This is a genomic window from Nocardioides sp. Z50_6, from assembly GCF_058215755.1.
On sequence record NZ_JBZAJB010000001.1, the window covers coordinates 26,046 to 39,089 of the forward strand.

The 13,044-nt window shown below is 73.5% G+C and carries 15 protein-coding genes; 6 read left to right on the forward strand and 9 right to left on the reverse strand.

Annotated elements, in window-relative coordinates:
* Nucleotides 1–14: 14 nt before the first annotated feature.
* Together AC4BGE_RS00120 and AC4BGE_RS00125 are read right to left on the reverse strand one after the other, a co-directional pair.
* Nucleotides 15–1,175, reverse strand: a complete 1,161-nt coding sequence (locus tag AC4BGE_RS00120) for a class I SAM-dependent RNA methyltransferase (RefSeq protein WP_490573990.1) — start codon at nucleotides 1,173–1,175, stop codon at nucleotides 15–17.
* Nucleotides 1,172–3,226, reverse strand: a complete 2,055-nt coding sequence (locus tag AC4BGE_RS00125) for an APC family permease (protein WP_490570123.1) — start codon at nucleotides 3,224–3,226, stop codon at nucleotides 1,172–1,174. The genes AC4BGE_RS00120 and AC4BGE_RS00125 overlap by 4 nt, the downstream gene beginning before the upstream one ends.
* A gap of 85 nt (nucleotides 3,227–3,311) precedes the next feature.
* Between AC4BGE_RS00125 and AC4BGE_RS00130 the strand changes: the two genes are divergently transcribed.
* Together AC4BGE_RS00130 and AC4BGE_RS00135 are read left to right on the forward strand one after the other, a co-directional pair.
* Nucleotides 3,312–3,959, forward strand: coding sequence for a potassium channel family protein (locus tag AC4BGE_RS00130; RefSeq protein ID WP_490570224.1), 648 nt, complete (start codon nucleotides 3,312–3,314; stop codon nucleotides 3,957–3,959).
* Between the two features lie 2 nt (nucleotides 3,960–3,961).
* Nucleotides 3,962–4,627, forward strand: coding sequence for a potassium channel family protein (locus AC4BGE_RS00135; RefSeq protein ID WP_490570122.1), 666 nt, complete (start codon nucleotides 3,962–3,964; stop codon nucleotides 4,625–4,627).
* A gap of 64 nt (nucleotides 4,628–4,691) precedes the next feature.
* Here the strand turns inward: AC4BGE_RS00135 and AC4BGE_RS00140 are convergent, their stop codons facing one another.
* The 4 genes from AC4BGE_RS00140 to dut are packed head-to-tail and all read right to left on the reverse strand — an operon-like array spanning nucleotide 4,692 to nucleotide 6,960.
* Nucleotides 4,692–5,444 carry a DUF3159 domain-containing protein gene (locus AC4BGE_RS00140; RefSeq protein WP_490570121.1) on the reverse strand — a complete coding sequence of 251 codons (753 nt, stop codon included), beginning with the start codon at nucleotides 5,442–5,444 and terminating at the stop codon, nucleotides 4,692–4,694.
* Nucleotides 5,441–5,803, reverse strand: a complete 363-nt coding sequence (locus tag AC4BGE_RS00145) for an OB-fold nucleic acid binding domain-containing protein (RefSeq protein ID WP_490570120.1) — start codon at nucleotides 5,801–5,803, stop codon at nucleotides 5,441–5,443. Before AC4BGE_RS00145 ends, AC4BGE_RS00140 begins: the two co-directional genes overlap by 4 nt.
* A 1-nt stretch (nucleotide 5,804) precedes the next feature.
* Nucleotides 5,805–6,449, reverse strand: a complete 645-nt coding sequence (locus AC4BGE_RS00150) for a DUF3710 domain-containing protein (protein ID WP_490570119.1) — start codon at nucleotides 6,447–6,449, stop codon at nucleotides 5,805–5,807.
* Between the two features lie 52 nt (nucleotides 6,450–6,501).
* Nucleotides 6,502–6,960 (reverse strand): dUTP diphosphatase, encoded by a 459-nt coding sequence (dut, locus tag AC4BGE_RS00155; RefSeq protein WP_490570223.1) that lies wholly within the window; start codon nucleotides 6,958–6,960, stop codon nucleotides 6,502–6,504.
* Nucleotides 6,961–7,068: 108 nt separating this feature from the next.
* On the opposite strand from dut, the gene AC4BGE_RS00160 reads away from it, so the two are divergent.
* Both AC4BGE_RS00160 and AC4BGE_RS00165 read left to right on the forward strand, forming a co-directional pair.
* Complete coding sequence (locus AC4BGE_RS00160; RefSeq protein WP_490570118.1) at nucleotides 7,069–7,551, forward strand: DUF3093 domain-containing protein; 483 nt, start codon at nucleotides 7,069–7,071, stop codon at nucleotides 7,549–7,551.
* Nucleotides 7,552–7,578: 27 nt separating this feature from the next.
* Nucleotides 7,579–7,884, forward strand: a complete 306-nt coding sequence (locus tag AC4BGE_RS00165; protein WP_490573991.1) for a DUF4235 domain-containing protein — start codon at nucleotides 7,579–7,581, stop codon at nucleotides 7,882–7,884.
* A gap of 82 nt (nucleotides 7,885–7,966) precedes the next feature.
* Here the strand turns inward: AC4BGE_RS00165 and AC4BGE_RS00170 are convergent, their stop codons facing one another.
* The 3 genes from AC4BGE_RS00170 to AC4BGE_RS00180 form a co-directional block, all read right to left on the reverse strand.
* Nucleotides 7,967–8,257: a DUF4193 domain-containing protein gene (locus AC4BGE_RS00170; protein ID WP_490570116.1), complete on the reverse strand. Its 291-nt coding sequence runs from the start codon at nucleotides 8,255–8,257 to the stop codon at nucleotides 7,967–7,969.
* Nucleotides 8,258–8,412: 155 nt separating this feature from the next.
* Complete coding sequence (locus AC4BGE_RS00175) at nucleotides 8,413–9,270, reverse strand: inositol monophosphatase family protein (protein ID WP_490573992.1); 858 nt, start codon at nucleotides 9,268–9,270, stop codon at nucleotides 8,413–8,415.
* Nucleotides 9,267–10,367, reverse strand: coding sequence for a ferrochelatase (locus tag AC4BGE_RS00180; RefSeq protein WP_490573993.1), 1,101 nt, complete (start codon nucleotides 10,365–10,367; stop codon nucleotides 9,267–9,269). Before AC4BGE_RS00180 ends, AC4BGE_RS00175 begins: the two co-directional genes overlap by 4 nt.
* A gap of 36 nt (nucleotides 10,368–10,403) precedes the next feature.
* Here AC4BGE_RS00180 and AC4BGE_RS00185 point away from each other — a divergent pair, with 36 nt between their 5' ends.
* Nucleotides 10,404–11,615, forward strand: a complete 1,212-nt coding sequence (locus AC4BGE_RS00185) for an MFS transporter (protein ID WP_490570113.1) — start codon at nucleotides 10,404–10,406, stop codon at nucleotides 11,613–11,615.
* 44 nt (nucleotides 11,616–11,659) lie between these two features.
* On the forward strand, nucleotides 11,660–12,964 hold the full coding sequence (locus AC4BGE_RS00190) for a D-arabinono-1,4-lactone oxidase (protein WP_490573994.1): 1,305 nt from the start codon (nucleotides 11,660–11,662) through the stop codon (nucleotides 12,962–12,964).
* The last annotated feature ends 80 nt before the right edge of the window (nucleotides 12,965–13,044 follow it).

Below are 13,044 nucleotides of genomic sequence, written 5' to 3' on the forward strand. Positions count from 1 at the left end.
GACGCGAGCCTCGCTCAGCGCGGGGCGGAGCCGATCCTCTCCAGCAGCGCCACGCACTCCACGTGGTGCGTCATCGGGAACACGTCGAAGGCGCGCAGCGCCGTCACCCGGTAGCCGGCCTCGGCGAAGAGACCCAGGTCGCGGCCGAGCGCAGCCGGGTCGCACGCCACGTAGGCCACGGCCCGGGGTGCCCGGTCCGCCACCTGCGAGACGACAGCGCGCTTCGCGCCGGTACGCGGCGGGTCGAGGACGACCAGGTCGAAGGGCTCGTCGTACTCGCGCGCCAGCACCTCCTCGACGCCGCCCGCGCTCACCCGGACCTTGGCGGAGCCGGCGAGGTTGGCCTGCGCCTGGCGGGCCGCCTCGCGGTCGCCCTCGACCGCGACCACCCGCGCTCCCGGCCCGACCCGCTCGGCCAGGAAGCGGGCGAAGAGCCCGACCCCGGCGAACAGGTCCAGCACGGACTCCCCGGGCCGGGGGTCGAGCATCTCGAGCACCGCGCTCACCAGGGCCTCGGGGGCGCCGGGGTGGACCTGCCAGAACCCACCCGGGGCCACCGCGAACTCCCGCCCGAGCACCACGTGGGAGACCTCGGGCTGCCGCGACTCGATCAGGCAGTCGTCGACCTCGATCACCTCGTGGGAGCGGTGCTTGCGCATCCCGCGTCCTCCCCCGGGCAGCGGGACGAAGCGGCTCCGGGTGCGCCAGCGCAACCCGTGCTCGTCGCCGGGGACCGGCTCGACGACCAGCCCGGCGACCAGGGGGTCCTCGGGCGGCAGCCCGGCCAGCCGGACGAGCTGTTCGCGGACCACCGCCGCCTTCAGCTCGCGCTGGTGGGCCAGCTCGACGTGCTGGAAGTCGCAGCCGCCGCAGAGCCCGGGGCCGGCGAAGCGGCACGGGGGCGTGACGCGGTGCTCGGAGGCTCGCAGCACCTGCACCGCGTCACCGCGCCAGAACCGGTCGCCGTCGGTGCCCTCGGTGATCTCGACGACCACCCGCTCCCCCGGCAGGGCGTGCCGGGTGAACACCACGCGGGTCTGCTCCGGCGTCGCCGGGTCGGCCACCACCCGCACCACGCAGTGTCCGCCGTGGGCGACGGGGCCCACCTCGGCCTCGAAACGCTCTCCCACCCGGGACCGGCCACGCGCCTTGCGGGGCCGCACCGACCTGCTCACCGAGTCCTCCTCCTGGTCTGACCGACCGTCTCCGACCCTTGCCCGACGCGCCCCCGCCGCAGGTCCCCGGCCTTGACCCGCGGCCCCTCGCGGTCCTCTCGCTCGCGGGCGACCTGCGAGGACTGCAGCTGGAAGGGCACCGAGGTGACCATCACGCCCGGGGAGAAGAGGAGCCGGCCCTTGAGCCGCAGCGCGGTCTGGTTGTGCAGGAGCTGCTCCCACCAGCGGCCCACGACGTACTCCGGGATGTAGACCGCGACCACACCCCGGGGGTTGGCCCGCCGGATCTCCTGGGCGTACTCCACCACCGGCCGGGCGATCTCCCGGTAGGGCGAGTGCAGGACCTTGAGCGGGACGTCGAGGCGCCGCTCGTCCCACTCCGCGACCAGGCGGTCGGTGGCGGCGGAGTCGGTGTCGACCGAGACGGCCTCGAGCACGTTGGGCCGGGTCGCCTTGGCGAAGGCCAGCGCCCGCAGCGTGGGCTTGTGCAGCTTGGAGACGAGCACGATCGCGTGGACCCGGGTGGGCAGGAGCTTGTCCTCCTCCTCGGCGGCGAGCTCGAGCGAGACCCGGTCGTAGTGGGATCGGATGCTCCGCATGACCACGAAGAACAGGCCCATCGCCAGCACGGTGATCCAGGCGCCGTGCAGGAACTTGGTGACCAGCACGACCACCAGCACCACGGCGGTGAGGGTGAAGCCCACCGCGGCGGTCACCCGCGCCCGCTGCATCCGCCGCCGGTCGGCCGTGACCCTGGCGTCCGACAGCGCCCTGCTCCAGTGCCGGACCATGCCGAGCTGGCTGAGGGTGAAGGAGACGAAGACGCCGACGATGTAGAGCTGGATGAGCTGGGTGGTCTGGGCGTCGAAGGCCACGACCAGGGCGATGGAGACGGTGGCGAGGAAGACGATGCCGTTGCTGTAGGCGAGCCGGTCGCCCCGGGCGCCCAGCGCCTTGGGCAGGTAGCCGTCCTCGGCGAGGATCGAGCCCAGGACCGGGAAGCCGTTGAAGGCGGTGTTGGCGGCCAGCACCAGGATCACCGAGGTCACCGTCACCACGAAGTAGAACCCGGGCGGGAAGTCGGTGAAGACCCCGCGCGCGATCTGGGCGATGACGGAGTGCTGGTCGTAGCCCGCGGCGGGACGGCCGTCCTGGGTGAGCCGCTCCAGCTCCAGGGGGTCGACGTACTTCAGGCCCATCTCGCGGGCCAGCACGATCACCGACATCATCATCGAGATCGAGATCAGGCCGAGCAGCAGCAGCGTGGTGGCGGCGTTGCGGCTCTTGGGCTTGCGGAAGGCGGGCACCCCGTTGGAGATCGTCTCGACGCCGGTGAGCGCAGCGCAGCCGGAGGAGAAGGCCCGGGCCAGCAGCAGCATCAGGGCCAGCGTGGTGAGCGGCCCCTCGTAGCCGGGGGCCTGCTGGATCTCCAGGGCCGCGCTCTCCACCAGCGGGAGGTCGCCGCGCCACCACCGCAGCAGCCCGTAGCCGCACATCCCCAGCACCGCGGCGATGAAGAGATAGGTCGGGACGGCGAACCAGGTCGCGGACTCCCGGACGCCGCGCAGGTTGACCGCGGCCAGGAGGAGCACCATCAGGCTGGCGAAGAGCACCTCGTGGCCGTGGAGGAACTCCAGGGCCGAGGACGCGTAGTGGGCGCTCGCGCTGATCGAGACCGCGACGGTCAGCACGTAGTCGACGAGCAGGGCGCTGGCCACCGTGACGCCGGCGTTGCGGCCCAGGTTGACCGAGGCGACCTCGTAGTCACCGCCGCCGCTCGGATAGGCGTGGACGGTCTGCCGGTAGGAGGTCACCACCGTCAGCATCACCAGCGCGACGGCCAGGCCCACCTTCCACGACCAGGCGTAGGCCGAGGCCCCGGCCAGGGAGAGCATGATGAAGATCTCGTCGGGGGCGTAGGCCACCGAGGAGAGGGCGTCGCTGGCGAAGATCGGCAGCGCCACCCGCTTGCGCAGCAGCGACTCGCCCAGCTGGGAGCTGCGCAGCTTGCGCCCCAGCAGGATCCGCTTGGAGACATCGCCGACACCCACGTGCGGAAGGCTAGTCCCCGGCCTCCGCGGACACGCACGCCGACCGGCACGACTGGGATACGGTTTCCCCGTGCACGTCGTCATCATGGGTTGCGGCCGGGTCGGCTCCACCCTCGCCCGCAGCCTCGAGGACCGCAACCACACGGTCTCGGTGATCGACAGCGAGCCCGACTCCTTCCGGCGTCTCGGCCCCTCCTTCAACGGGGACAAGATCACCGGGTACGGCTTCGACCAGGCCGTGCTGGAGAAGGCGGGGATCCGACGCGCCGACGCCTTCGCCGCGGTCTCCAGCGGCGACAACTCCAACATCATCGCGGCGCGGGTCGCCCGGGAGACCTTCGGCATCCAGCAGGTGGTGGCCAGGATCTACGACCCCGGCCGGGCCGAGGTCTACCAGCGGCTGGGCATCACCACGGTCGCCACCGTCAAGTGGACCTCCGACCAGGTGCTGCGCCGGATCCTGCCCGCGGGCGCGGAGCCGACCTACCGCGACCCCTCGGGCACCATCCGGCTCGACCAGGTCCCGGTGCCCGAGGCGTGGATCGGCCACCGCACCGTGCACTTCCAGGAGCAGACCCGAAGCCGGATCGCCTGGATCGACCGGCTCGGCGAGGGCATGCTGCCCAAGCGCGAGAGCGTGATCCAGGAGGGTGACGTGCTCCACCTGGTGATCCGCGAGGAGAACGCCGCCGACGCCTACCGCGTCCTCAACCGCGGCCCCGAGGAGGACTGAGCATGCGCGTCGCCATCGCCGGAGCCGGTGCCGTGGGGCGGTCGATCGCCCGGGAGCTGATCGAGAACGGCCACCAGGTGCTGCTGATCGACCGCAACCCCGACGCGGTGAGGCAGGAGCGGGTGCCGCACGCCGAGTGGCTGCTGGCCGACTCCTGCGAGCTCTCCTCCCTGGAGGAGGCGCGCCTGGACCGCTGCGACGTGGTCATCGCGGCCACCGGAGACGACAAGGCCAACCTGGTCACCTCGCTGCTGGCCAAGACCGAGTTCGGGGTCCCGCGGACCGTGGGACGGGTCAACCACCCCGACAACGAGTGGCTCTTCACCGAGGCCTGGGGTGTCGACGTCAACGTCTCCACGCCCCGGATCATGTCGGCCCTGGTGGAGGAGGCCGTCTCGGTGGGAGACCTGGTGCGCCTGTTCACCTTCCGGCAGGGCAACGCCAACCTGGTGGAGATGACGCTCCCCGACGACTCCCCCTACGTGGGCAGGCCGGCCGGGCTGGTCCCCTTCCCGGAGAACTGCGCCCTGGTCACGATCCTGCGCGACGGCCAGGTCTACCCGCCCAGCGACGAGCAGCCCCTGGAGTCCGGCGACGAGCTGCTCTTCGTGGTGGCCGCCGACTCCGAGGCCGAGCTCGAGCAGACCCTGGCCCCCCGAGAGCACTGACCCCGGCCGCCGGCGAGTGCGCGGTGGGGCCGGAGGGCTCCCCGGGAGTCCCTCCGCGCTCGGCTCAGGCGTTGTCGTCCGGCGCCGGCTCGAGCGGGGTGTGGTTGCGGGCCAGCAGCCACACCATGCTGGCCAGGGCCGCCAGCTGGAGTGGCCAGCCGAGGCCGATCTTGAGCAGGCCCAGGGTGGCGATCGCGGTGTCCGGGTCCCACGCACCCGAGTCGCCGGCCAGCCAGATCGGTCCCTGGATCACGACCCGCAGGATGCAGGGCACTGCCAGCACCCAGGTGAGCAGGCTGCTCAGCCGCACGATCTGCTTGTCACCGTGCCACTGGGTGGGGTCGCCGGTGACGCTGCCCACCATGAAGCCCACCAGGGGCCAGCCGACGATGCAGCTGAGCGCCAGGACGACGGCGTAGCCCCCGTTGTAGAGGAGGCCGGGGAGGAAGTAGGCCAGCGCCTGCTCCTGCTCGGAGCCGCCCGCCGCGGCCGCCCGGTTGACGAAGAACCAGCCGATCCCGATGCCGACCAGGGCGTTGACGCAGAACTGGATGGTGGAGCGCTGCACCAGGCGGACGAGCAGGAGGGCCGCGGCCGCGACGATGCTCACCGTCAGCGCGAGCCGCAGATCCTTGCCGATCAGCCAGGTGGCGGTGAACAGGATCGTCGGGACGGCCGCCTCGACCATGCCGCGCCGGCCGCCGAGGGCCTGGGCGAGCTGACGCCGGACCACGGCCTCGACGGTGTCGACCGCGGAGTCGTCCCCGGCCCGGCCGCCGCCGGCCGGCTCCCCCGCCGCCGGGTCCCCGAGGCTCACGGCACCAGCTCGTATCGGGGGTTGTACATGATCCGGCGACCGTCGTGCCGGCCGATGCGACCCGAGACCGTCATCGCCCGGCCGGGCTCGATGCCGATGATCCGGCGCCGGCCCAGCCACACCAGAGTCACCACGTCCGTGCCGTCCTCCAGGTCCGCCTCGAGGGCGGGCACGCCGCCGCGCGGGCGCAGGGTCACCGTGCGCAGGCTGCCGCGCAGCACCACCGGCTCGCGCTCGGGGGCGTCGGCGATCGTCTGCACCCCGTCGCCGCCGTGCGTGCGGCGCAGGTCCCTGACCTCCTGGTCCCCGCTGTCGGCCCAGCGGGAGAGACTGTCGCGGAGCCTGCTGCGCACGGTCATCTCACTCGGCCCGTCGCGCGTCGGGGGGCAGGCGGAAGCCGAGCGCACGTCCGACCGGGAGCGCCTGGTCGCCGCGGCGGACCGCGATCATGGCCAGGGCGTCCTCCCACTCCTGCGCCGAGTCCGGCTCGAGTGCCGGCCGGCCGAGCAGGGAGGCCCGCAGCAGCCAGCGGGAGCCGTTGATCCCGATCATCCGGGAGGGTTGGACAGCCTCCGTGCCGTCCTGGCGGCGCACCGGGACCCGGCACTCCAGCTCGGTCCCCCATCGCCCCTCGCGCTCGGAGACGGTGCCCCCGCGCCGGGTCACGTCCTCGGCGATCTGCGGCCGGACCTCGGACCAGAGGTCCCCGTGGCGCGGGGCCGCGAACACCTGGAGCTCCATCGCACCCTCCGCGCCCGCCAGCAGGACGCCGGCGACCTCGCCGCTCTCCTCGTTGACCTGGAGCCGCAGCTCGAGCCCGGGCGTGGGCGCCACGAGCAGCGCCCCGATGTCGATCCGGTCGATCCCGTCGTCCAGCGACTCCGCGTCGTAGGGCCCCGACGGCGGCGCGGGCGGCTGCGGCTCGGACGTCTGGGACGCCGACTCGTCGGCGGACGTCTCCTGCACCGGCGTCGCCGCCTCGGCGGACTTGCGGCGGAACTTCACCTGTGGTGCCTCCTGGTCTCGGGTTCCCCCGAACGGTGCGGAACGGGGTCTTTCAGGACCCGGACGCGCCGAATCCCCCGGTAGAACCGTAGCCCCCGGCCCCACGGCTGGACTGCGGCAGTTCGTCGACCTCCACGAACCTGGCCCGCTCGAAGCGCTGCACCACCAGCTGCGCGATGCGGTCCCCCCGCCGCAGCTCCAGCGGCTCGACACGGTCGTGGTTGATCAGCAGCACCTTGATCTCCCCGCGGTAGCCGGCGTCGACGGTCCCCGGGGTGTTGAGGATCGAGAGGCCGTGCCGGGCCGCCAGCCCCGAGCGGGGATGGATCAGCGCGACGTACCCCTCGGGCAGCGCCAGGGCGATCCCGGTCGGCACCAGCGCGCGCTCCCCCGGCGCCAGGCTCAGGTCGACGGCGGTGCACAGGTCGGCCCCGGCGTCCCCCGGGTGCGCGTAGGCGGGCAGCGGAAGATCCGGGTCGAGCCGCACGAGGGCCACGTCCAGGAGGGGCACGTCGGACTGGTCCGGGGAGGGAGCGCTCACGGCGACGCACCCTACCCGCCGCCCGAGGCCCCACGCCCCGACCGCCCACGGCGCGACCCGCCCCCCTATTCTTGACCCGTGGAGTACGCCGAACGCCTCTACGTCCCGCTGCGCTGGTGGGTCCAGGGGACCATGCTGGTGGCGAGCCTCTGGCTCGCCGTCGTGGTCGCCATGCCCGAGACCCTCGGCGGCTTCCTGATCTCCCTCGGCGTCACGGCCGCGGCGATGGCGCTGATGATCGCCTTCTTCCTCTCCCTGCAGGCCCGGGTCTCGGTCTCCGGGGGCGAGCTGCGGGCCGGACGGGCCCACATCGACCTGAGCCACGTGGGCGGCGTCGAGGCACTGGACGCGAAGCGCACCCGCGCCGTCAGCGGCGTGGAGGCCGACGCCCGCGCCTACCTGCTGCTGCGGCCCTACCTCAAGCGATCGGTCAAGGTCGAGATCGTCGACCCCGCCGACCCCACCCCCTACTGGCTGCTGCACACCCGCCACCCGGACCGGCTGGCGAGCGCCCTGCGGCAGGGGGCCGCGGAGCGCATGCCGGACCCGGCTGCCGGGTAGGGTCCAGGAAGACAACCAGGAGGACACATGGCATCGAGCTCCAAGTTCTGGACCGTCTTCTCGCTCGGCTCCGCGCTCGCCGGCGCCGCGCTGGCGAAGAAGGCCCTGAACACCTCGTGGCGGGCCGCCACGGGCAAGAACCCGCCGGAGAACCCGGCCGACCCGGACGTGGACGTCTGGGAGGCGGTGGCCTGGGCGACGGTCAGCGGCGTCGCCATCGGCCTGGCCCGGATGTTCGCCACCCGCAAGGCGGCGACCTACTACGCGAAGTCCACCGGACACCTGCCGCCCGACCTCCAGAAGGACGGCGAGCACAAGGACGCCAAGGCCTGAGCCGCCCGGCCCCGCACGCGCGAAGGCCGCGACCCCCACGGGGTCGCGGCCTTCTTCGCGTCGCAGGCGCGGTGCGCCCGGATCAGGCGCAGTCGACGCAGGTCATCTTCTTCTCGTCCGCCAGCTGGCTGCGGTGGTGCACCAGGAAGCAGGACATGCAGGTGAACTCGTCCTCCTGCTTGGGCTTGACCTCGACGGCAAGCTCCTCGTGGGACAGGTCGGCGCCGGGGAGCTCGAAGGACTCAGCGGCCTCCGTCTCGTCCTCGTCGACCTTGCCGGAGTTCTTGTCGTGACGCCGCGCCTTGAGCTCTTCGATGCTCTCTTCGCTCTGGTCTTCCTCGGTCTTGCGTGGTGCGTCGTAATCGGTCGCCATGTGTCCTCTTCCACTTCCGGTCCGCTGGCCGGGGCCACCGGCCTAGTCCTCATGCGCGGGCCGATTGTGCACCATGTACTCGTACGAGGAGCAGTGCCCCGCCCGAGTGCGGCCCAAACGCCCGCGCGACCGGACCAACGACCGCCGGCCCCCGCCTATTCCCCCTCCGCCGACCCTTCGCCAGGACCCCTCAGGAAACCCGTCTCGGCCAGCACGGCGACCAGCGGCTCCCACCCCGCAGCCGGCGCCGCGACCAGGACGCGGCCCGGCTCCAGCCCCGGGCCCGGCGACGGTCCGCCGCCCCGAAGGCGCTCGAAGCGGCCGCCCGCCTCCTGGACCACCAGCGACCCCGCCGCCCAGTCCCAGGACTGGGGGCCCTGCTCCACGTAGGCGTCCGCCCGCCCCTCGGCCACGTGGCACAGGTCGAGGGCGCACGAGCCCATCCGCCGGATGTCGCGGACCCGCGGCAGCAGGCGGGCCACGCAGGCGCCCTGGTGGGCACGGACCTCGGGCAGGTAGCCGAAGCCGGTGAGGACCAGTCGCTGGCCGACCGGGACGTCGTCGCGCACCCGCAGCGGCGAGCCGTCGCGCGTGGCCCCGTGACCGCGGGCGGCGGCGTAGACGTGCCCGGCGGCCACGTCCACCACCGCTCCGGCCACCACCTCGCCCGCCACCTCGGCGGCGACGGAGACCGCGTACTCCGGGATGCCGTAGAGCAGGTTGACGGTCCCGTCGACGGGGTCCACCACCCACCGCACCCCCGTGCTGCCGCGGGTGTCCCCCTCCTCCTCGCCCAGCACGCCGTCGCCGGGGCGCCGCTGCGCCAGGCGCCGCCTGACCAGCTGCTCGCTGGCGCGGTCGATCTCGGTCACCACGTCGACGCTGCTCGACTTGGTGCCGGCGACCGAGACGCCCTCGGCGCGCAGGTCCCGGACCAGAGCGGCCGCCTCGACGGCCACCTCGACGGCGACGTCGCGGAGCCGGACGGCGAGGTCGTGGCCGTCTCCGCTCACTCCGGCATCCCGCACAGGGCCGGGCGCGGGCCCCGGGGGTTGGGGCAGCAACCGGGTGCGCAGATGGCCGGCCACGGTCCCAGCGACCCCACGGCCGCCGGCTCCGGGCTCTCGCCGCGCTCCAGCGCCGCCCGCTCGACCAGGAGATCTCGGATCATCGCGACGAAGCGGGGGTCGATGCCGGGGGTGGCCGCCCGGGCGGCGCGCAGCCCGAGCCGCTTGGCGGTGTCCATCGCCTCGGTGTCGAGGTCGTAGATGACCTCCATGTGGTCGCTGACGAAGCCGATCGGGACCAGCACCACCGACTGGGCACCCCGGGCGGCGAGCGTCTCCAGGTGGTCGTTGACGTCCGGCTCCAGCCACGGGACGTGGGGCGCCCCCGAGCGGGAGCAGTAGACCAGGTCGTGGCGGAGCCGGCCTCCCGTCTCGTGTCGGACCCGGTCGACCACCTCCTCCATCACGCTGCGGTGCTGGGCCACGTAGGCGTCGCCGTGCGGCCCGCTGGTCCGTGCCATCTCGGTGGGCACCGAGTGGGTGACGAAGACCAGCTCCGGCTCGCCGTGCAGCGGGTCACCCAGCTCGGCCAGGGCCGTCAGGGTGGCGTCGACCACCGGCTCCACGAAGCCGGGGTGGTTGAAGTACTGCCGCAGCCGGTCCAGGCGCGGCGCCCCCTCGACCTCGGCGACGGCGTCGGCGAGGTTCTCCCGGTACTGGCGGCACGAGGAGTAGGAGGAGTACGCCGAGGTCGGCAGCACCGCGGCCCGCCGGATCCCGTCGGCCGCCATCTGGCGCACGGTGTCGGTCAGGTAGGGGTCCCAGTTGCGGTTCCCCCAGTAGACGGGGAGGTCGATCCCGGCCCCCGCGAGGTCCTCGCGGAGCGCCGCGAGCAGCATCCTGTTCTGGTCGTTGATCGGCGAGCGCCCGCCGAAGAGGAAGTAGTGCTGCCCCACCTCCTCCAGCCGCTCCCGCGGGATGCCACGACCGCGGGTCACGTTCTCCAGGAAGGGCACCACGTCCTCGGGGCGCTCGGGCCCACCGAAGGAGAGAAGCAGCAGCGCGTCGTAGGGAGAGACGTCGGGACCGGGAGCCAGGGTCATGAAAGCCATCGTAGGCATGCCTAGGCTGCGGTCACGATGTTGGATTCCTACCGCCGTGTGCTCCGCCGTCCCGGCGCTCTCCGCTTCAGCTCCGCCGCCGTGGTGGCCAGGCTGCCGATCTCGATGGTCAGCCTGGGCATCGTGCTGCTCGTGGAGGCCGAGACGGGCTCCTACGGTCTCGCCGGCACCGTCTCGGCGGCCTACGTGCTCGCCGAGGCCGCCCTGGCGCTGGTCCACGGGCGGCTGCTCGACACGCTGGGCCAGTCCGCCGTCCTGCCCCTGGCGATCTCGGCCTTCGGCGTCGCGCTGAGCCTGCTGGTGCTCTCGGTCCAGGAGTCCTGGCCGATCGTGACGACCTACCTCTTCGCGGCGCTGGCCGGCGCCACCCTGCCCCAGGTCGGCGCCAGCGTCCGGACCCGCTGGGCGCACCTGCTCGACGACCCGCGCGAGGTGCAGACCGCCTTCGCGCTGGAGTCGGTGCTCGACGAGGTGGTCTTCATGACCGGCCCGGTGCTGGTGACCGCCCTGGCGACCCTGTGGCACCCGGCCGCCGGTCTGCTCGCGGCGCTGGTCCTGGGTCTTGCCGGCACCCTCGCCTACGCCGCCCAGCGCAGCACCCAGCCGCCGCCCCGCGGCCGGGGCGACACCGGGCCCAGACCCCCGATGCCCTGGCGTGTGGTCGGACCGCTGGCCCTGGTGAGCCTGGCGCTCGGCACGCTCTTCGGCTCCGCCGAGGTCGTGACCGTGGCCTTCGCGGACGAGCAGGGTGTCGCCGCCGCGGCCGGGATCCTGCTCGCGTGCTGGGCCCTGGGCAGCCTGACCGCCGGCCTGGTGACCGGGGCGGTGGCGTGGCGGCGGCCGCCGGCCTTCCGGGTCAGGCTGGGCACGGCCGCCCTCGCGGTCGCCATGGTGCCCCCGGTCTTCGTCTCCTCCGTCCCGCTGATGGCGCTGGTGATGGTGGTCGGCGGGCTCGCCATCGCCCCCACGCTGATCGCCACCCTGACCCTGGTCGAGCAGTCGGTGCCGGCGGGCCGCCTGACCGAGGGCATGGCGATCCTGCACACGGGGCTGATCGCCGGTATCGCCCCGGGCGCCGCCGCCGCGGGATACGTGGTCGACCACCAGGGCGCCTCCGCCGCCTTCTGGGTGGCGGTGGCCGCGGGGGTGGTGGGGCTGGCGGCGTCGGCCCTCGCCCCGCTCGGTGGCAGCGCCGCGCGACCCACGACCGGCACCGGGGCGACGCGCTAGCCCACCTCGCGACGCCGGCCGCGGCGGCCCACTAGCCTGACCCCATGACGGCATGGACGAACTGGGCCGGCACCGAGTCCGCCGTCGTGCCGCGGGTGCTCACCCCCGCCGACGCCGGCGAGGTGTGCGACGCCGTGACCCACGCGCGTGAGACCGGGACGACGGTCAAGATGGTGGGCGCCGGCCACAGCTTCACCGGCATCGCGACCCCCGAGCACACGATGCTGCGGCCCGAGGCGATGACCGGCATCGTCTCGGTCGACCGCGAGGCGATGACCGTCACGGCCTACGCCGGCACCCGGCTCAAGGACCTGAACCGCGAGCTGGAGCGGTTGGGGCTCTCCTTGCACAACATGGGCGACATCGCCGAGCAGACCCTCGCCGGGGCCGTCTCCACCGGTACCCACGGCAGCGGCGGGCTGACCGCCGGGCTGGCCGCCCAGCTCTGCGGCCTCCAGCTGGTCACCGGCACCGGGGAGGTGCTGACCGTGGACGCGGAGCACAGCCCCGAGGTCCTCGAGCTGGGGCGCCTGGCGCTGGGTGCCCTCGGGGTGCTGATCACGCTGACGTTCCGCGTCGAGCCCCTCTTCCTGCTGCTCGCCGAGGAGCGGCCGGTCGGCTGGGACGAGCTGCTGGCCACCCACGACGAGCTGGTCGAGGCCCACCACCACGTCGACGTGCACTGGTTCCCCCACAGCGACGGCGCCCTGCTCAAGGCCAACACCCGGCTCGCCGACGAGGTGGGAGAGCGCCGGCCGCTCCCCGGGTGGCAGCGCCGCCTCGACGACGACCTGCTCTCCAACAAGGTCTTCGGCCTGCTCACCGCCCTCGGCGTCCGCGCCCCTGCCGTCGTCCCCACCGTCAACCGCCTGGCGACCCGGGCCCTGTCGGCCCGGTCGTACTCGGACGTGGCACACCGGGTCCTGGTCTCGACCCGGGAGGTGCGCTTCCGGGAGATGGAGTACGCCGTGCCACGGGAGGCGGGGCTGGCGGTGCTGCGGGAGGCCCGGCGGGTCATCGACGCCCACGACTGGCGCATCGGCTTCCCGGTGGAGATCCGCACCGCCCCCGCCGACGACGTGCCGCTGTCGACGGCCCGCGGGCGCGACGTGTGCTACCTGGCCTTCCACGTCCCGCACACGATGGACCACCGGCCGTACTTCGGCGCCATGGAGGCCCTGGTCCGGGCCCACGACGGGCGGCCCCACTGGGGCAAGCTGCACTCGCTGGGGGTCGAGGAGCTGGCTCGCCTGCACCCGGACCTCGACCGCTTCCGGGCGCTGCGCGAGCGGCTCGACCCGGACCGGGTCTTCGCCAACGCCTACCTGCGCCGCGTGCTCGGGCCCTGATCGGTCGCGTGGTGCGCGCGTGTCCGCCCGTGCCGGGTGGGGGCTGGCGTAGGCTCGCACCACCGCATGAATGCCCCGGT